Source organism: Ruegeria sp. HKCCD6119, assembly GCF_013110585.1.
Lineage (GTDB): Bacteria > Pseudomonadota > Alphaproteobacteria > Rhodobacterales > Rhodobacteraceae > Ruegeria.
The window spans coordinates 533,439-550,828 of record NZ_WVQV01000001.1; the positions used below are offsets into that span (position 1 = coordinate 533,439).

20 protein-coding genes are annotated in these 17,390 nt (G+C 59.6%); 12 read left to right on the top strand and 8 right to left on the bottom strand.

Going from position 1 to position 17,390, the window contains the following annotated elements; all coding sequences use genetic code 11:
- Window positions 1-4: 4 nt before the first annotated feature.
- The gene (locus tag GS611_RS02705) at window positions 5-760 is read right to left on the bottom strand and encodes a 3-hydroxyacyl-CoA dehydrogenase (RefSeq protein WP_171631905.1); all 756 of its coding nucleotides are present in this window, start codon (window positions 758-760) and stop codon (window positions 5-7) included.
- Between the two features lie 222 nt (window positions 761-982).
- On the opposite strand from GS611_RS02705, the gene GS611_RS02710 reads away from it, so the two are divergent.
- Window positions 983-1,795, top strand: a complete 813-nt coding sequence (locus tag GS611_RS02710; RefSeq protein WP_171631907.1) for a hypothetical protein — start codon at window positions 983-985, stop codon at window positions 1,793-1,795.
- 75 nt (window positions 1,796-1,870) lie between these two features.
- Here GS611_RS02710 and tyrS read toward each other — a convergent pair whose 3' ends face one another.
- Window positions 1,871-3,160, bottom strand: a complete 1,290-nt coding sequence (gene tyrS, locus GS611_RS02715; protein ID WP_171631910.1) for a tyrosine--tRNA ligase — start codon at window positions 3,158-3,160, stop codon at window positions 1,871-1,873.
- Window positions 3,161-3,390: 230 nt separating this feature from the next.
- Here tyrS and GS611_RS02720 point away from each other — a divergent pair, with 230 nt between their 5' ends.
- From GS611_RS02720 to GS611_RS02730, 3 genes are all read left to right on the top strand, one after another.
- Window positions 3,391-4,539: an anhydro-N-acetylmuramic acid kinase gene (locus GS611_RS02720; protein ID WP_171631913.1), complete on the top strand. Its 1,149-nt coding sequence runs from the start codon at window positions 3,391-3,393 to the stop codon at window positions 4,537-4,539.
- 78 nt (window positions 4,540-4,617) lie between these two features.
- Entirely contained in the window at window positions 4,618-4,908 is a 291-nt protein-coding gene (locus GS611_RS02725) for a hypothetical protein (RefSeq protein WP_171631916.1), read from the top strand.
- 10 nt (window positions 4,909-4,918) lie between these two features.
- Window positions 4,919-5,380, top strand: a complete 462-nt coding sequence (locus tag GS611_RS02730; protein WP_171631919.1) for a hypothetical protein — start codon at window positions 4,919-4,921, stop codon at window positions 5,378-5,380.
- Between the two features lie 17 nt (window positions 5,381-5,397).
- Here GS611_RS02730 and GS611_RS02735 read toward each other — a convergent pair whose 3' ends face one another.
- Both GS611_RS02735 and GS611_RS02740 read right to left on the bottom strand, forming a co-directional pair.
- On the bottom strand, window positions 5,398-6,165 hold the full coding sequence (locus GS611_RS02735; protein ID WP_171631922.1) for an extensin family protein: 768 nt from the start codon (window positions 6,163-6,165) through the stop codon (window positions 5,398-5,400).
- 96 nt (window positions 6,166-6,261) lie between these two features.
- On the bottom strand, window positions 6,262-6,681 hold the full coding sequence (locus GS611_RS02740) for a cupin domain-containing protein (protein WP_171631924.1): 420 nt from the start codon (window positions 6,679-6,681) through the stop codon (window positions 6,262-6,264).
- Window positions 6,682-6,766: 85 nt separating this feature from the next.
- Here GS611_RS02740 and GS611_RS02745 point away from each other — a divergent pair, with 85 nt between their 5' ends.
- Window positions 6,767-8,185, top strand: coding sequence for a YdiU family protein (locus GS611_RS02745; protein ID WP_171633799.1), 1,419 nt, complete (start codon window positions 6,767-6,769; stop codon window positions 8,183-8,185).
- A 14-nt stretch (window positions 8,186-8,199) separates the two neighbouring features.
- Here the strand turns inward: GS611_RS02745 and GS611_RS02750 are convergent, their stop codons facing one another.
- Window positions 8,200-9,159, bottom strand: a complete 960-nt coding sequence (locus tag GS611_RS02750; RefSeq protein ID WP_171631926.1) for a DMT family transporter — start codon at window positions 9,157-9,159, stop codon at window positions 8,200-8,202.
- Window positions 9,160-9,324: 165 nt separating this feature from the next.
- On the opposite strand from GS611_RS02750, the gene GS611_RS02755 reads away from it, so the two are divergent.
- From GS611_RS02755 to GS611_RS02780, 6 genes are all read left to right on the top strand, one after another.
- The gene (locus tag GS611_RS02755) at window positions 9,325-10,047 is read left to right on the top strand and encodes an endonuclease/exonuclease/phosphatase family protein (protein WP_152458217.1); all 723 of its coding nucleotides are present in this window, start codon (window positions 9,325-9,327) and stop codon (window positions 10,045-10,047) included.
- Between the two features lie 65 nt (window positions 10,048-10,112).
- Entirely contained in the window at window positions 10,113-10,526 is a 414-nt protein-coding gene (locus GS611_RS02760) for a Fur family transcriptional regulator (RefSeq protein WP_171631929.1), read from the top strand.
- 133 nt (window positions 10,527-10,659) lie between these two features.
- On the top strand, window positions 10,660-11,538 hold the full coding sequence (locus tag GS611_RS02765) for a DMT family transporter (RefSeq protein WP_171631932.1): 879 nt from the start codon (window positions 10,660-10,662) through the stop codon (window positions 11,536-11,538).
- A 136-nt stretch (window positions 11,539-11,674) separates the two neighbouring features.
- Window positions 11,675-12,952, top strand: a complete 1,278-nt coding sequence (gene eno, locus GS611_RS02770) for a phosphopyruvate hydratase (protein WP_171631935.1) — start codon at window positions 11,675-11,677, stop codon at window positions 12,950-12,952.
- A gap of 48 nt (window positions 12,953-13,000) precedes the next feature.
- Window positions 13,001-13,540: a GNAT family N-acetyltransferase gene (locus GS611_RS02775; RefSeq protein ID WP_171631937.1), complete on the top strand. Its 540-nt coding sequence runs from the start codon at window positions 13,001-13,003 to the stop codon at window positions 13,538-13,540.
- Window positions 13,541-13,680: 140 nt separating this feature from the next.
- On the top strand, window positions 13,681-13,845 hold the full coding sequence (locus GS611_RS02780) for a hypothetical protein (RefSeq protein WP_171631940.1): 165 nt from the start codon (window positions 13,681-13,683) through the stop codon (window positions 13,843-13,845).
- Here GS611_RS02780 and GS611_RS02785 read toward each other — a convergent pair.
- From GS611_RS02785 to mazG, 3 genes are read right to left on the bottom strand one after another with little or no spacing between them, the layout of a single operon-like run.
- Window positions 13,842-14,291: an N-acetyltransferase gene (locus GS611_RS02785; RefSeq protein WP_171631942.1), complete on the bottom strand. Its 450-nt coding sequence runs from the start codon at window positions 14,289-14,291 to the stop codon at window positions 13,842-13,844. The genes GS611_RS02780 and GS611_RS02785 overlap by 4 nt on opposite strands.
- Window positions 14,288-15,229, bottom strand: coding sequence for a nucleoside hydrolase (locus tag GS611_RS02790; RefSeq protein WP_171631945.1), 942 nt, complete (start codon window positions 15,227-15,229; stop codon window positions 14,288-14,290). Before GS611_RS02790 ends, GS611_RS02785 begins: the two co-directional genes overlap by 4 nt.
- A gap of 54 nt (window positions 15,230-15,283) precedes the next feature.
- Window positions 15,284-16,150, bottom strand: coding sequence for a nucleoside triphosphate pyrophosphohydrolase (gene mazG / locus GS611_RS02795; protein WP_171631948.1), 867 nt, complete (start codon window positions 16,148-16,150; stop codon window positions 15,284-15,286).
- Window positions 16,151-16,216: 66 nt separating this feature from the next.
- On the opposite strand from mazG, the gene GS611_RS02800 reads away from it, so the two are divergent.
- A complete protein-coding gene (locus tag GS611_RS02800; RefSeq protein WP_171631950.1) occupies window positions 16,217-17,380 on the top strand; it encodes a M20 aminoacylase family protein in 1,164 nt (387 codons plus the stop codon).
- Window positions 17,381-17,390: the final 10 nt, after the last annotated feature.

Below are 17,390 nucleotides of genomic sequence, written 5' to 3' on the forward strand. Positions count from 1 at the left end.
CGGTTTAGCGCATACGCAGGGCACCGTCGATGCGGATGACCTCACCGTTCAGATAGCACATCTCGACGATAAAGCCGGCCAGTCGTCCGTACTCATGCGGATCGCCAAGGCGGGCAGGGTTCGGGACGTCGGCGGCAAGCTGTTGTTGCACCTCTTCGGGCAGGCCCGCCAGCATCGGGGTCATGAAAATGCCCGGCGCGATGGTCATGACGCGAATGCCGGTCGAGGCCAGGTCGCGGGCCATCGGCAGCGTCATGCCCACGACGCCGCCCTTCGAGGCCGCATAGGCCGCCTGACCCTTTTGCCCGTCATACGCAGCGATCGAGGCGGTGTTGATGATCACCCCGCGTGCCCCGTCTGGTTCGGGTTCATTCTTTGCCATTTCGGCAGCGGCCAGCCGGGACACGTTGAAGGTGCCAACCAGATTGATGTCGATCGTACGCTGGAAAGCATCCAGAGGGTGAGGGCCATCCTTGCCGACGGTCTTGATACCATAGGCGATACCGGCGCAATTCACCGTGGCCGTGATCTTGCCCATCTTGTCCATGCCGTGGCGCACGGCTGCGGCCACCGACTCTTGGTCGGTTACATCCGTTTGCGCGAAATGCCCGCCAATCTCGGCGGCGACCTGTGCGCCACGATCCGCATCACGATCCAGAATGGTGACCTGCGCGCCTTCCGAGGCGAAGTGGCGTGCCGTGGCTTCGCCAAGACCGGATGCGCCTCCGGTAATGAGGGCGGCAGTGGTGGACAGGTGCATGGTGAACTCCTCCCAAGGATATGAACACTTGTTCAATAACTGCATTTTGGGGCCAGAGTCCACATATTTGAGAAGGCAGGAACTTGGTTGGCGGGTAGGGTCCTTGGCCCCGATTTTTCGGCCGATCCTCAACAATACTTAATGCCGACTTCACGAAAACGCGCCTGTTCGTGAGCGAAGAACTCGGCGCCTTTGTGTGTTTTTCCGTCAGGAGGATCTGTTATGGTAATAAGTACGAAACACATACTGGGTGCAGTTGTCGCTGTGCCCGTTTTTGGAATGGTGATGGTTGGCGATGCCGCTGCCGCACCGGAAACCTGCAACTGGAAAACGGCTCGGACTCTTGCCAACGCGGGGGACTATGCCGGGTTGTGCGATTGTGTGCAGGTAACCCCGAGTTTTCTGGACAGGCTTCAAAAGCGTGCCGACTTTGAAACAACTTTGACTGTAACCGGAGCGCAATGCCCGGGGCTGGCCGCGTTGCTGACGGATTTGCCGACGGCAAACCTGTCTGGTTCGGCGGAAAACCGGGGTGAAAGCCGCGGATCTGAACCCGGTGGGTCTGGATTCGCCGATGCTGGTGGAGCTGTCGGAGGCGGTGAAAGTGGCCCCAGCGGCGCGTCTGAAGAAAGCGATAACAAAGGAGGTGGCCAGTCCGGCGGTGGAGGAAGCGAATCCGGCGGTGGCGGTAGTGAAACCGGTGGCGGTAGTGAAACTGGCGGTGGAGGTGAATCCGGCGGTGGCGGTGAAACTGGCGGTGGTGGTGAGTCCGGCGGTGGTGAGTCCGGCGGTGGTGAGTCCGGTGGCGGTGGTGAATCCGGCGACGGAGGTGAATCTGGCGGCGGCGGTGAACCCGGCGGCGGTGAAGGCAAAGGCGAAGGCGAAGGTAAAGGCGGCAAGGGTAAAGGTGGTGGCAAGGGCAACAACGGCCATGGCAATGGCGGTGAAGGCAGCAGCCCGGGCCGCGGTCATAACGCCAACAATGACGAAAGTGGCGACCAGCCCGGTCGTGGCGGCGGAAAAGAACGCAGATAAGCACGGCTTACCGAATGAAAAGCGGCCACCCGTTTGGGTGGCCGTTTCGATTTCGTGTCTTTCAGCCTTGCCAGGTCAGCCCAGTTGAACCAGCGCGTGGCGCTTTTTGCCTGCGCTCAGCTTGATCGGCGAAGACAGGGCGTTTGCGTCGATCATCAGCCCGGCATCGGTCAGCGGCGCGTCGTCCAGCTTGGCACCGTTCTCGGCGATCAGACGCTTGGCCTCTTTGCCGGATTTGGCGAGGCCGGATTTGACAATGAGTTGAACAATAGAAATTCCGTCGCCAAGCTCATCTTTAGTGACCGTGAGGGTGGGTAGTGCGCTTACATTACCAGAAGCTGAGAATGAGTCTTGCCCGCCCTCCCGAACTGCCATCGAACCAAAAATGCCTTCCGCAGTAGCTCGGGCAGCTTTTGCTGCATCAACGCCGTGAAGAAGAGTGGTGACCTCATCAGCTAGAATTTTCTTAGCCTCGTTGATCTCTGAACCCTCAAGCGCTGCAAGACGGTCGCACTCTTCGACCGGCAGTTCCGTGAAGATTTTCAGGAACCGGCCAACATCTGCGTCTGTGGTGTTGCGCCAGAACTGCCAGAACTCGTAGGCGCTCAGCATGTCGCCGTTCAGCCAGACCGCGCCGCCTTGCGACTTGCCCATCTTGCGGCCATCGCTGGTGGTCAGCAGGGGGGTGGTCAGGCCATAGATCTCGTGATCCAGCACGCGGCGGGTCAGGTCGATCCCGTTGACGATATTGCCCCACTGGTCTGAACCACCCATCTGCAGAACGCAGCCATAGCGGCGGTTCAGCTCGAGGAAGTCATAGGCTTGCAGGATCATGTAGTTGAATTCGAGGAAGCTCAGCGATTGTTCCCGATCCAGCCGAGATTTCACGGATTCAAAGCTCAGCATCCGGTTGACCGAGAAATGTCGCCCGATATCGCGCAGGAAATCGAGGTAGTTCAGGCTGTCCAGCCATTCGGCATTGTTCAGCATCAGCGCGCCGGTTTCGCTGTCATCATAGGACAGGTACTTGGCGAAGACCTGCTTCATGCCCGCAATATTGGCGTCGATCTGTTCAGGGCCCAGCAGGGGGCGTTCATCCGATCGGAACGAAGGATCACCCACCTTGGTGGTACCACCGCCCATCAGCGTGATCGGTTTGTGGCCGGTCTTTTGCAGCCAGCGCAGTACCATGATGTTCATCAAATGACCCACATGCAGCGACTGCGCCGTGGCGTCATAGCCGATATACGCTGTTTGCACCCCACTGATCAGCGCGTCGTCAAGGCCCTGATAATCGGTGCAGTCGGCGAGAAAGCCGCGCTCGATCATCGTGGCGATGAAATCCGATTTGGGGTGGTAGGTCATATCGTGCCCTTTGGGTTAATGTTGCGGGGCACTGTATAGGCGGCAGCGCGTGGGAGGAAAAGCCACCTTTTCACCTCGGGCGCGGGGTGTGGTCGAGGGTGTCGATCCAGACACGCGCGCTGAGAAAAAAATTGCCGGGCCGGTCCGGAACGCTTGCCTTTGCGCCCCAACAGAAGGCACGTTGACCGGGCTGCAACCCAAAGGTGAAATCCCGGACCCGGAGGCGGCGAATGAAACAGCCAATTCAGGAGGCAGGCTTGGGCCAGACCATCGCGAAACACGGAAAGCTCCGGGCTTTGGGCGCAATGTCCGGCACTTCGATGGACGGGGTTGATGCCGCGGTGGTGGAAACCGACGGGCATTTGATTTACGGGTTTGGGCAAAGCGGATACCGCGCGTATTCGGATGCGGAACGCGACGTGTTGCGCGCCGCGCTGGGCCAGTGGCATGGTCCCCAGGTCGATGCGGCGGCAGAGATGGTGACAATCGCCCATGCCGAAGCACTGTCCGAGTTCGAGGATGTGGATCTGATCGGCTTTCACGGACAGACGCTGGCGCATGAGCCGCGCGGACGCGGGACATTGCAGGTCGGTGATGGGCTGGGGCTGGCGCAGGCCCTCGGGCGCCCGGTGGTCTGGGATTTCCGCAGCGACGATGTGGTGATGGGGGGCGAGGGGGCTCCGCTTGCGCCATTCTTTCATTTCGCCTGTGCCAAATGGTTCGGCGCGGACCGGCCGCTGTGTTTCCTGAACCTGGGCGGGGTCGGCAACCTGACCTATGTGGACCCGGCGTTCGAGGGCCCCGAAGCGCCCGGTGCGTTGCTGGCCTTTGATACAGGCCCGGCCAATGCGCCGGTCGATGATCTGATGCAGGCCCGGCTGGGGCTTCCGATGGACCGCGACGGGGCGCTTGCGCGCGATGGAACGGTGGAAATGGGCGCGCTGGAGCTGTTTCTGGCCGAGCCGTATTTTTCTCGCATGCCGCCGAAGTCCATGGACCGGAACGATTTTTCGGAAATGATCGGTTTGGTCAAGGAACTGGATGACGCTGACGCGGTGGCGACCCTGACCGGTATGTGCGCCGCAGCTGTGGTGCAGGGGATGGAGCATTGTCCGAAACCTCCGTCTTGTGTGTTGGTCACCGGGGGCGGCAGACGCAACCCGGTGCTGATGGAGATGTTGCGCGTGTCGCTGGATTGCCCGGTCGAACCGGTTGAGGCGGTGGGGCTGGACGGCGACATGCTTGAGGCGCAGGCGTTTGCCTATCTGGCGGTGCGTGTCGCGCGGGGGCTGCCGACCTCTTGTCCCGGAACCACCGGCGTAAAGGCGCTTGTCGGTGGCGGGGTCGTCAGTACGGTGTCGATGGACCCGGTCGGATAACCCGATCCGGAAAACAGTTCAAAAAAACAACTCTTTGTGCGACGATTGCCCGGACCGATGGATCAGGGGCATGGCAGTATGGCGACCAAGGCAGAGCTTGAGGCCGAGTTGGAGAAGTTGCGGAAGCGGAATGCGACGTTGGAGGCGCAGGCCGAAAAGGAATCGGGTTCCGATGATCCGCCTGAGGGCGCCAAATCGTCGGATGAAATCCGGCAGCTGCTGGAAGACCACGGGATCGACCTGAGCCAGGTTCAGTCCTTGGGACATGACGTTGTCGAGGAGTTCGGTCGGCTTCAGAAAGACTATCCGATCACGGCGTTGCTGATTGCGTTTTCGCTGGGGTACGTCGTCGGGCGCGCGCAGGGCTAGGAGGCGGGTTATGAGCAGACTGAGCAAGAACCTGGTTACGATCTATCGGACCGAACGTTTGATTGCACGCCGCCGTCTTGGGGTGGTGCAGCAACAGACCATACTGATGGGCATCGCGGGCATCGCGGCATTGTCGGCGGTGGTGCTTTTGAATGTCTCTTTTTTCTTGGCGCTTCAGAGCGCGATGTCACCAGCATCGGCGGCGGCGCTGTTGGCCTTTGGAAACATCGTTTTCGCCGGGCTTATGGTGCTGATTGCAAGACGCCGAAATATCGACGACGAAGTCGCACCGGCCGTCGAGGTGCGCGATATGGCCATAGCGGATATTGAAGACGAATTGGAGGAGATGACGGCAGAGGCCAAAGAGGTCGTGCAGGCGGTCAAGAGCATTGGATCGAACCCTTTGGGATCGGCAGCGACGCTGCTGGTACCGCTGATCAATTTGTTGATCAAAAGCCGAAGCGACAAATAGAGGCGCTACCCGAAGGTTCATCGACACACCGGAGCGCCCTTGCGGCGGGCCGTGTCAAAATGGAAATGCCCGACGTGATAGCGGTCGGCGTCCGGGCCAAGCACGGTTCCGAATATGCCGCAGGCGCCTTCGTGCAACTCTCTCAAAACAGTGCCCTGCGCGTTGTTCCATCCGTCCCGGACCGTGATCTGTGTTCCGTCCTGTAGAACGAAGGTCGATATGTCGATCGCCTTTCCGCGCGCGTGTTCCGAAATGCGTGAGCGCGGCTGGTTGTTCTGGGTCTTGCAGGCATAGTGGCCAACGATCCGCATCCCCTTCAGCCCGCCGCCCATATCGGCAAAGGCTGGCTTGGCCGTGTTTTCGATCCACGTTTTCAGCGTGACCGCTGTCTGGCAGTCCATCAATGAGAACTGGCTGAGAGCGATATCTGATATTTTGTAAACCCGAACCGGGTTCGTGATCCCGCATCCGCGGGCCTTTCCGGCGACGGGCTTGCGAGTTTCACCCAGAATTGTCCAGTCGCCGCACACGGCGCCCCGTTCCTGCATTCGTTCACGGCCCACTTCGAATTTCCGAAACTTGCAGGGTCGCAGGGCAGGACGCCTGGAAACCAGCACCGCAGGTTCGGCTTTCACGATCGGGTCAGCATCTTCAGCCGTTTCTTCCCCGTTCAGTTCTGGCGCAGTCAGATCGGATGCAAGACGGGCCTCGGCGCAAGCGGGCTCTGCGCTGGCGATTGCTGCGCTTTGACACAAGAACAAGACAGTCAGCAGGACCTGCTTCATACTTACTCGTTACTCCGTCGCCTGTGGCTGCGTGTACAGAATGATCAATGGGCAACCGTCTGTAAACTTACCTTTTCCGAGATCGTTGAAGTCGGCTTACGCCTTTGGGATATCAAAGCCCGGGGCGGCCAATTCAAATCCTTCAAATTGGAAGCCGGGCGAGACTGTGCAACTGACCAGCGTGTAATCACCCGTGCTGCGGGCGGCTTGCCAATGGCCTTCCGGGACGATCAATTGTGGTGCGCCAGCGGAAAGGTCGGGTGTCAGCACGTGTTCGGTGGCGGGGCCTTGGTCGGTTGCGCTGAGCGACAGGACAAGCGGTGCACCGGCATGGTACAGCCAGATCTCGGTTGCATCGACGCGGTGCCAGTGGCTGCTTTCGCCTTTCTGCAACAGGAAGTAGATGCAGGTGCCGGTGGGGCGACCTTCGTTTTCGGCGCGCCATGTCTCGGCGTACCAACCACCTTCGGGATGCCGTTGCAGGTTCAGGCCGTCGATAATCTCTTGTGCGGTCATGTGGTTCCTCGTGTTTGGGTGCGATTATGCACGGGCCGGCGTGATCCGCTATGGTATTCATGCGTCCGAGGGATATGTTTACGACATGACCCTGAAAATCCCCTTCGATAACTCCTATGCCCGTCTGCCGAATGCGTTCTTTGCACGGCAGTCACCGGTTCCCGTGCGCGCGCCAAGGATGATTGCGTTCAACGATGATCTGGCCAGGTTGCTGCGGATATCGCCCGGAGACGTCGAGGACATGGCCGAAGCCTTTGCGGGAAACAGTATTCCCGAAGGTGCCGAGCCCATCGCACAGCTTTATTCCGGGCATCAGTTCGGGAAATACAACCCGCAGCTGGGCGACGGGCGTGCGGTGCTGTTGGGCGAGACGGTTGGAACGGACGGGGTGCGCCGGGACATCCAGTTGAAAGGTTCGGGTCCTACGCCGTTTTCCCGCCGGGGCGATGGCCGGGCCTGGCTGGGGCCGGTGCTGCGGGAATATGTGGTGTCCGAGGCGATGCATGCCCTGGGCATTCCGACCACACGCGCCTTGGTAGCCGTGGAAACCGGCGAGACCGTCTTTCGTGAAGCTAAGATGCCCGGAGCTGTTCTGACCCGGGTTGCATCCAGTCATCTGCGGGTGGGGACCTTTCAGGTTTTTGCAGCGCGTGGGCAGATGGACAGCCTGAAGCGCCTGACGGACTATGCCATTGCGCGGCATTACCCAAAGGCAGATGGGCCGATGGGCCTGTTACGTTCGGTGCGCGATGCGCAGGCCGGTTTGATTGCACGATGGATGAGCGTGGGGTTTATCCATGGGGTGATGAATACCGATAACTGCTCGATCGCGGGTGAGACCATTGACTACGGCCCATGTGCGTTCATGGACACGTATCACCCCAACACCGTCTACAGCTCGATTGACCGGATGGGTCGTTATGCCTATTCGAACCAGCCTAATATCGCGGTGTGGAACCTCGCGCAGTTGGCAACGGCCTTGATCCAGCAGATGGACGACAAAGAGGCCGCCGTGGAAGAGGCGACCGAGATCGTCCACGCGATGCCGGACCTGCTGCAACAGAACTGGTTGTCCCGGTTCCGGGCAAAGATCGGACTGGCAACCGCGGACGAGGGCGATCAGGAACTGATCACCGACCTTCTGAAGCGCATGGCCGGGGGGCAGGCGGATTTCACCAATACCTTCCGGGCGCTGGGCGGTGGCACGGCGCGGGATCAGTTCCTTGACCCGGCAGCGTTTGACGCTTGGGAAAAAGACTGGCGTGCACGGTTGGCGCACGAAGCGGCGCCACTGGAGGTGATGACCGCCGCAAACCCCGCATTCATTCCGCGCAATCACCGGATCGAACAGATGATCCAGTCGGCGGTGCAGGGTGATTACGCGCCCTTCGACCGGCTGAACGCTGTGTTGGCGCGACCGTACGAGGATCAGGGGGATGCGGAAGACCTGAGGCGTCCTCCGGCCGAAAATGAGGTGGTCCATGCAACATTCTGCGGGACGTGACGCGAGGCCTGCATCTATTTCCGCAGGATTTCCACCACCGCGGCGCTGACGATCAGGATGGCGCCCAGAAACTCACGCAGGCCAAATGGTTCTCCTGACAGGGCGGCGGCTGAAGCGATGCCAACGACAACCTCGCTCATCAGCAGCAGGCCGACCTTTGCGGGGGACAGCTTGGTTGCTGGCCAGATGGTCATGTAGATCATGGGCAGGACATAAAAGGTGGACAGCATTGCATATCCCGCTATGCGGATCGACTCTTCGCCTGTGATGTTCGGCAGGGTTTGGCCCCCAAGCATCAGCAGGCTGACAAGCGACAGCAACAACGCGCCAATCACAAAGGCAAAGACCTGACCCGAGATGGTCATGCTGCCAGCCTTGTACAGGCCCAGCGTACCCAATGCCCAGCATATGCCCGATGCCAGTGCCAGCCAGTCACCCAAGTTCTGCGGCCATGGCACGAACCCGGCGCCTCCGAGCACGACAAACAGCCCGCCAAGCCCGCAGATCAGACCCGCAAGGCGCATCAGGCTCAGGCGTTCTTTCAGAAATACGACGCCCAGAATCGTGCCCCAGATCGGGGTGAGATAGAACAACAGGATCGAGCGGACGACGTCGGTGTAGACAAGGCTGATCGAATACAGGCCGAATGCAGCCCCTGTGAACATTCCGCTGAGCATCAAATCGCGCCATTGCCGGGCCAGCATGCGCCTGTCGGACCAGACGAAGGGGATCAACGCAATCAGGGCCGCGCAGTACATCGCGATCCCTGACCAGGGGCCGGTCAGGCCCTGATCAAAGAAAAACCGCACCGGAATCCAATAAAGGCCCCATAGCGCGCCGCCTGTCACCAAAACGATACTGGCCCGGGTGCTGTTGTCGGGTTGGGTCTGGCTCAGGCTCATGCGGGCCCCGCTTTGGCTGCGATGTGTTGTCGTCACCGCATCGGGATAGAGCGTTGCAGGGCCGGGGATCAAGCGGAACCTTCGCTTTGATATCAGCCAGGTTTCAATCGCCGAAATAGCAGGCAGATTGCTGGGGGCGGATGCCGTATCGGAATTGTCGCAGCAGGAAACCAAGCAGAGGGGTTGCGCCTCACGTCAGGCATGGCACTTTAGGGCAATTCATTTGGTCACGCCCTCATGCCAACTTCCTCCACGCTGCGTATCGCAAGCTACAACATTCAGAAATGCGTCGGGTTGGATTTCCGGCGCCAACCCCAACGTATTCTGCAAGTCATCGAAAACATGAAAGCGGATATCGTGGTGTTGCAGGAGGCCGACAAGCGCCTGCCGCCCCGTCCGGCCGCGCTGCCGCATTTTATGTTGGACGAGGCGGGATGGCAGATCGTAGATCTGGGCGGCGCGGGAAGTCTGGGCTGGCACGGCAACGCGGTGATCTGGCGCGGAGAGGGTATCTCGGTCCGCCGAAAAGGGCATCACGAGTTGCCGGGGCTGGAGCCGCGCGGTGCGGTGCGTGTCGAGTTCGACACCCATATCGGGCCATTGCGCGTGATGGGTATGCATCTTGGACTGTTGCCAGCGTCGCGGCGACAGCAGATTTTGCACATTCGGCGGAACGACTGGGACATGGACCAGATGCCGACTGTTTGGGCCGGTGACTTCAACGAGTGGTCACGTCAGCCAGTACTGGATCACCTGGTCCCCGAAATGCGGTTTCTGCCTCCCAGACCAAGTTTTCCCGCCGCGCAGCCCCTGGGCGCGCTGGATCGGATCGCGCTGGGCAGCGGAATACAGGCCGTGGCGCATGGTGTTCACGACACACGTCCCGCGCATATCGCATCTGATCACCTGCCCGTCTGGGCCGATCTGACGCGCGCCAGATCAGAAGGTCGCAAAAGGTGAAATCCCTGTAGCGAAACCTGCGCAGACATATTAAGACAGACACCCGAGCAAGTCTGAGGGGCATCATGTCGGAAACGATTATTGGGCGTTGTGAAGCCAAAGGGCTGCGCATGACCGGTCAAAGAAGGGTCATCGCGCAGGTACTGGAACAGAGCGATGACCACCCGGATGTCGAGGAACTCTATGCGCGGGCGTCTGCTGCGGACAAAGGCATTTCCATTGCAACGGTCTATCGCACGGTCAAACTGTTCGAAGAGGCTGGTATTCTGGAACGTCTTGAGTTCGGCGACGGACGGGCCCGGTACGAGGACGCCGAGCGCGATCACCACGACCACCTGATCGACATGCAGTCAGGAGAGGTTATCGAATTCGTCGACCCCGAGATCGAAGCCCTACAGGAAAGAATCGCCGCCAAGCTTGGGTATAAGCTGAAAGGGCACCGGTTGGAGCTGTACGGCGTCCCGCTGGAAAAGGACTGACCCATCACGAAACGCGATTGATCGCCTCACGTTAATTCATCAGGCGTGACGGGAATTGTCTTGCCAGATGCCGTTGGTTGAGGTTGTTGTGCATCTACAGGCACCAGTTGTGCCCTTTCCAACGGACGCGCAAATGAACAACGTAAACGGCATCCTGCTGCTCATCGGGTCGATGGCGGCCTTTGCACTTGAGGACATGTTCATCAAGCTCCTGTCCGGCTCTGTGCCGACAGGGCAGATCATGGTGTTTCTGGGCGTGTTTTGCGGGCTCGTGTTTGCCGCGATGTCAGTGGTCACCCGAAAGCGGATCTTTGACCCCGTGGCATGGAAAACCCTGCCATTGATCCGCGCTGCGACCGAAGGCTTTGGCGCGGTGGCGTTCGTGACGGCGTTGTCGCTGATCGACCTGTCCACCGTTGCGGCCGTGTTTCAGGCCATGCCGCTGGTCGTCACCATGGGTGCGGCCCTGTTCCTTGGAGAGCAGGTCGGCTGGCGTCGCTGGAGCGCGATCGGTGTCGGCTTTGTCGGTGTTCTGATGATCATCCGTCCGGGGATGGAGGGCTTTCGGCCGGAATCCCTGTTTGTGGTGTTGTCCGTGGTCGCCATTGCGGCGCGCGATCTGATCACCCGCAAGCTGGACCCACGCGTGCCCTCATCCGTCGTTGCGATGCAGGCCTATATTGCGGTGGCTGTGGCCGGCCTGGTTCTGATGATCATGTCCGGGGCATCCTTCGTGCCGGTTCAAGCCGGTCAAACGGGCCCTTATGCGGGGGCGATCGGATTTGGCGTGTTGGGCTATTACGGCATTGTCACTGCGATGAGGGTGGGCGAAGCCTCGGCCCTGATGCCGTTCCGGTACACGCGCCTTGTGTTCTCGATCCTTGCAGGAATGCTGATGTTCGGTGAACGCCCTGATGCGCTGACAATGGCGGGGGCGACCCTGATCATCGGCTCGGGTCTTTATACCTTTGTCCGCGAACGGCGTCTGGCGCGGGAATTGGCACCTGCCTGACCCTGTTGGCGCAAACAGCGAATTGTTAGCCCTAAATGTCCGGGAATATGCGTGTTAGCGTTAACGGAACCGGTTTACTTTTGGCCGGTTGCTGCTATGACGCGTGCAACCGACCGCAGTCACAGGGACAGGCTTCATGAGCACCATCATCGACATCCACGCACGCGAAATTCTGGACAGCCGGGGCAATCCGACAGTCGAAGTTGACGTGATTCTGGAAGACGGCACCATGGGCCGCGCTGCCGTACCCTCGGGCGCGTCCACCGGTGCCTATGAGGCGGTTGAAAAACGCGATGGCGACAAGGCGCGCTATATGGGCAAAGGCGTTCTGGAAGCCGTCGCCGCCGTGAACGGCGAGATTGCCGAAGAACTGGTGGGCTTTGACGCGACCGAGCAGGTGGCCATTGACCAGGCCATGATCGAGCTGGACGGCACCGAGAATAAAGGCCGTCTGGGTGCGAACGCTATCCTGGGCGTCTCGCTGGCCACGGCCAAGGCGGCGGCGGATTTCACCACCCAGCCGCTCTATCGCTATGTGGGCGGCACCTCGGCGCGGGTTCTGCCGGTTCCGATGATGAACATTATCAATGGTGGCGAACATGCCGACAACCCGATCGACATTCAGGAATTCATGATCATGCCGACCGCCGCCGCGAACATTCGCGAAGCGGTGCGCATGGGGTCCGAGGTGTTTCATACACTGAAGAAAGAACTGTCTTCCGCGGGTCTGGCCACGGGCGTGGGCGACGAGGGCGGTTTTGCCCCCAACATTTCCAGCACACGCGAGGCGCTGGATTTCATCCTGAAATCCATCGAAAAGGCGGGCTACAAGCCGGGCGAAGAAATCCACCTGGCCTTGGATTGCGCGGCGACCGAGTATTTCAAAGACGGCAAATACGTTCTGGCGGGCGAGGGGATCACCCTGACATCCGAGGAAAACGCAGCCTATCTGGCTGCTCTGGTCAATGACTATCCGATCATCTCGATCGAAGATGGCATGTCTGAAGATGACTGGGATGGCTGGAAGGCCCTGACCGATGCCATCGGCGACAAGGTGCAACTGGTTGGTGATGACCTGTTCGTGACCAACCCGGAACGTCTGGCCGAAGGGATCGAACGTGGCTGCGCGAACTCAATGCTGGTCAAGGTGAACCAGATCGGTTCGCTGACCGAAACCCTGCGCGCCGTCGATATGGCGCACCGCGCGCGGTACACCAACGTGATGTCGCACCGTTCGGGCGAGACCGAGGACGCGACCATTGCCGATCTGGCCGTGGCGACGAATTGTGGTCAGATCAAAACCGGCTCATTGGCGCGATCGGACCGGTTGGCGAAATACAACCAGCTGATCCGCATCGAGGAGTCGCTGGGGGAAGTGGCCGAATACGCAGGCGCGTCGATCCTTCGCAAATAACGCACTTGGTGCTAGGCTGACCCCCGGGTTTAATCCGGGGGTCGCATTGTGCTGAACATCATCGAACCGGAAACGCCGGACCAGTTTGAAGCGGTTCGGCGTTTGTGTTGGGATTACAGGGATTTCCTGCTGGCACTGGATGAAAGAACCGCCCAGATTGTGCAGGCTTTCTACCCAAGCGAAAAATACGCCCGTGTAATGGACAACATTGACGCGGAACACGCACCGCCGAACGGTGGGATCAAACTGGCATTGCTGCATGGGGAACCGGTCGGCTGCGGCATGTTTCACACCTACGAGCCCGGTGTGGCTGAAATCAAACGCGTATTTGTAACCGACGCAGCAAGGGGGACCGGCGCAGGCTGTGCCATCATGCTTTCGCTGATCGAAATGTGCCGAGATCTTGGGTTCGACTATATTCGAATGGACACCGGCAAACCCCTGGAAGTGGCGACTCGGTTATACCTGTCTTTGGGCTTTCACCTGCGCGACGCCTATTACGAAACTCCTGAAATCGCACGCGATCACCTGCTTTTTTTCGAGATGCCGCTTTTTGAAGAAGACATTGGCGTGCCAGAAAAAAGATAAAATTCTCAGGGGCATGGTCGTCTTAGACGTGGAAATTTGATAATATTTAAGTGGCTTAATTATTCTTATGTGTGAACTTGTTACTTATCACGTTCACTCCAAATGCCGTAGTCTTTCTTCATTGCAGAAAGGAGACCACGATGTCTGTATCCAAATTCCTTCTGATAATCGTCACAGCGTCCATCACAGTATTGTCTGCCTGCGCGGGTCCGGGAACGTATCCGATAACCGGAGAAGAAGTTTCGTCGAATGACCCGGTACAGGACATGAACCCGGCCAATATCTTCCGCGGCGAGTCTCGTTAAAGCGACTTGCTCATCAGCATATATCTGTCGCGTGGTTTGAACCCGGTGCGCAGATAGATCTTCTGAGCGGCCTCGTTGTGCCGGTCGACTTCCAGATGAAGGGCAGTCAGCCCCGCTTCGGACAAAGCTTTGGGCAGCGCCAGTAGAACTTCGGTTGCGATGCCGCGGCCGCGAACAGCGGGCCGGATATAGATTTCGTCCACGAAACCGTCCATGCCGCCGAATTCGACGGACCAGCCGAAGGTCAGGATGATGTAGCCCAACGGCGCGCGTCCGGGGCCGATCAGATAGACACAGCCATGGGGAATACCCTCGAGCAGGGGTGTCAGAGCGTTTCGGGTCTGGTCCGGGTCTTGCGTCAATCCGGCCTCGGTATGGAAGGCGGTGACCAGTGCCATCAGACGATCCAGGTCCTCGGGGCGCGCCAGGCGCAGGGCGGCGCTCATAATCTGGCCAGCCTTTCCGTCAAAAGATTGAAGAAGCCGTCGGCGTCGATTTCCCCCATGAACAGCGCATTGGGCGCGCGGTCGGTTACGCCCCACCAATCGGCGACCGTCATGCCCATTGTCAGCTCGGACTGGGTTTCAATCTCGACATTCACATGACGGCCCGAAAACAGCTCGGGCCGGATCAGATAGGCGGTCACGCAAGGGTCGTGCAAAGGCGCACCTGCGCTGCCGTATTTTTCCTTGTCGAACCTTTCGAAGAAATCGGTCATCTCGGCGACGGCGATTCCGACTTTGTTTCCCAGCGCACGGAACGCATCATTGCGGGGTTTGGTGACCAGCGCCTTGTGCGTGACATCCAGCGACATGACCACGATTGGTCTGCCGGATTTTAAAACGATATCAGCAGCTTCTGGATCGACGTGAATGTTGAACTCAGCTGTCGGGGTGATGTTGCCGACCTCGAAATACGCTCCGCCCATCAGAACGATTTCCTGTACCCGGTCCACAATGTCCGGAGCCTTGCTGAACGCGGTCGCGATATTTGTCAGTGGCCCCAGCGGGCAAAGGGTTACTGTGCCCGGTTCTTCAGAACGCAGGGTGTCGATGATGAAATCCACCGCATGCCCTTCGGTCAGCGGCATCTGCGGATCGGGCAGGTCCGGGCCATCCAGACCTGTCTTGCCATGCACATGCTCGGCCGTGACCAGCGGGCGGTTCAACGGTCTGTCGCAGCCCGCATAAACAGGTATGTCGGTCCGGCCCGCCAGTTCGCACACGATCCGAGCGTTCTTGGCGGTCAATTCCAGGGGCACGTTGCCTGCGACCGCCGTGATGCCAAGAACCTCGATGTCCTCCGGGCTGGCCAGCGCCAGCAGGATGGCGACGGCATCGTCCTGTCCGGGATCGGTGTCGATGATGATCTTGCGAGGGGGCATGGGCGTCTCCGGTGGTCGTGAAGGTGGGACACTCGCAAGTGTCGGGTGCCTTGTCTACCCGTTTCTGGGTGCGGCCATGACTTCAACCGGCGGGAGTTTGCCGTTGGCGCGATGCTCTTCGGTTTTGACCTCGTCCCACAGCGCATCCATCTCGGCCAGATCGCTTTGCGAGGGGGTCTTTCCCCGTTCGGCCAGCCGGGTCTCGACCTGTTCAAAGCGACGGGTGAACTTGGCATTGGTGCGGCGCAACGCGGCCTCCGGTTCGATGCCAAGATGACGACCCAGATTGACCATCACGAACAGCAGATCGCCGAATTCATCCTCAAGCGCATCCGCGTCCATCTTGTCACGCGCCTCTTCCAGTTCGGCGGCTTCTTCGGTGATCTTGGCCAGAACGTGGCTGGCGTCGGGCCAGTCGAACCCTACGCGCGCGGCCCGTTTTTGCAACTTATGCGCCCGCAGCAGGGCTGGCAGGTTGGCGGCCACCCCGTCCAGCGCGCCTTTCTGTTCCTTGCCCGCACGTTCGGCGGCCTTGATGGCTTCCCAGTCCTTGGTCTGCTGTTCGGCGGATTTATCGCGGGATTCGTCACCGAAGACATGCGGATGCCGGGCCACCATCTTGTCGGACATGGTGCGAACCACGTCCTGAAAGGTGAAATATCCCGCTTCTTCCGCCATTTGAGCGTGGAAGACGGATTGGAACAGCAGATCGCCCAGCTCTCCCTTCAGCTCGTCCCAGGCCTCACGCTCGATGGCGTCGGCGACCTCATAGGCCTCTTCGATCGTATAGGGCGCGATGGTGGCGAAATCCTGTTCGATATCCCACGGGCAGCCGGTTTGCGGATCACGCAGGCGGCGCATGATTTCCAGCAGGCGTTCGATCCCTGCGTCACTGTCATGGATCAGAGGATTATCGGCCATTGCGAACCCTTTCATTCCGGTGTCAGATGCATCCATCCCGCAGTCCCGATCAGGAGTCCACCCCAGATGCCCGTCGTCAACCGAATTGCCGATTTCTCTGCCGATATGACCAGATGGCGCCAATATCTGCACACGATACCCGAGTTGGAGTTCGAGTGCTTTGAGACTGCCGCGTTTGTGGCCGAGCGTCTGCGTGAATTCGGGGTTGATGAATTGCATGAAGGGATCGCAAAGACCGGGATGGTCGCGATCATCAACGGGCAGGGCGACGGCCCGACCATTGGCCTGCGCGCCGATATGGATGCATTGCCGATCACCGAAGAAACAGGCGTCGACTATGCATCGAAGAATCCTGGAAAGATGCATGCCTGCGGGCATGACGGGCACACCACAATGCTGCTGGGCGCGGCGCGGTATCTGGCCGAGACGCGAAATTTCCGCGGCCGTGTGGCCCTGATCTTTCAACCGGCCGAGGAAGAAGGTGGCGGTGCGGGTGTCATGGTCGAAGAAGGCATCATGGAGCGGTTCGATATCTCTGAGGTCTATGGAATACACAACGATCCGGGAAACCCGGAAGGTACGTTCCATACAACGCCGGGGCCGATCATGGCGGCGGTCGATACGTTCGATATTCATATCCAAGGCGTCGGCGGCCATGGCGCCATGCCGCATCAGACCCGCGACCCGGTCATGGCGGCCTGCGGCATTGCACAGGCGATCCAGACCATCGTCAGCCGCAACCACTATGCAGTGGAAGACCTGGTTGTTTCGGTCACTCAGATCCACGCCGGAACGGTGAACAACGTGATCCCGGACACCGCCTATCTGAACGGCACGGTTCGTACATTCGATCCTTCTGTGCAGAAAATGGTGATGGACCGGATGGAGCAGATCGTTCAGGGGCAGGCCGCGTCTTACGGTGTCGAGGCACGGCTTGAATATCAGGTGGGATACCCGGCGACGATCAACGATGCTGAAAAGGCAGCCTTTGCCGCGGCCGTCGCACGCGAAGTGTCGGGGGCTGAACGGGTGATCGACACAATGGGGCGCGACATGGGGGCCGAGGACTTTTCGTACATGCTTCAGTCGCGACCAGGGGCTTATCTGTTCCTTGGGCAGGGTGATGGTGCCGGGCTGCATCATCCGAAATACAACTTCAATGATGATATCGCGCCGGTGGGGGCATCGTTCTTCGCACGGATCGTGGAAAAGGCGCAGCCGTTGGGCTGATGGGGGAGCG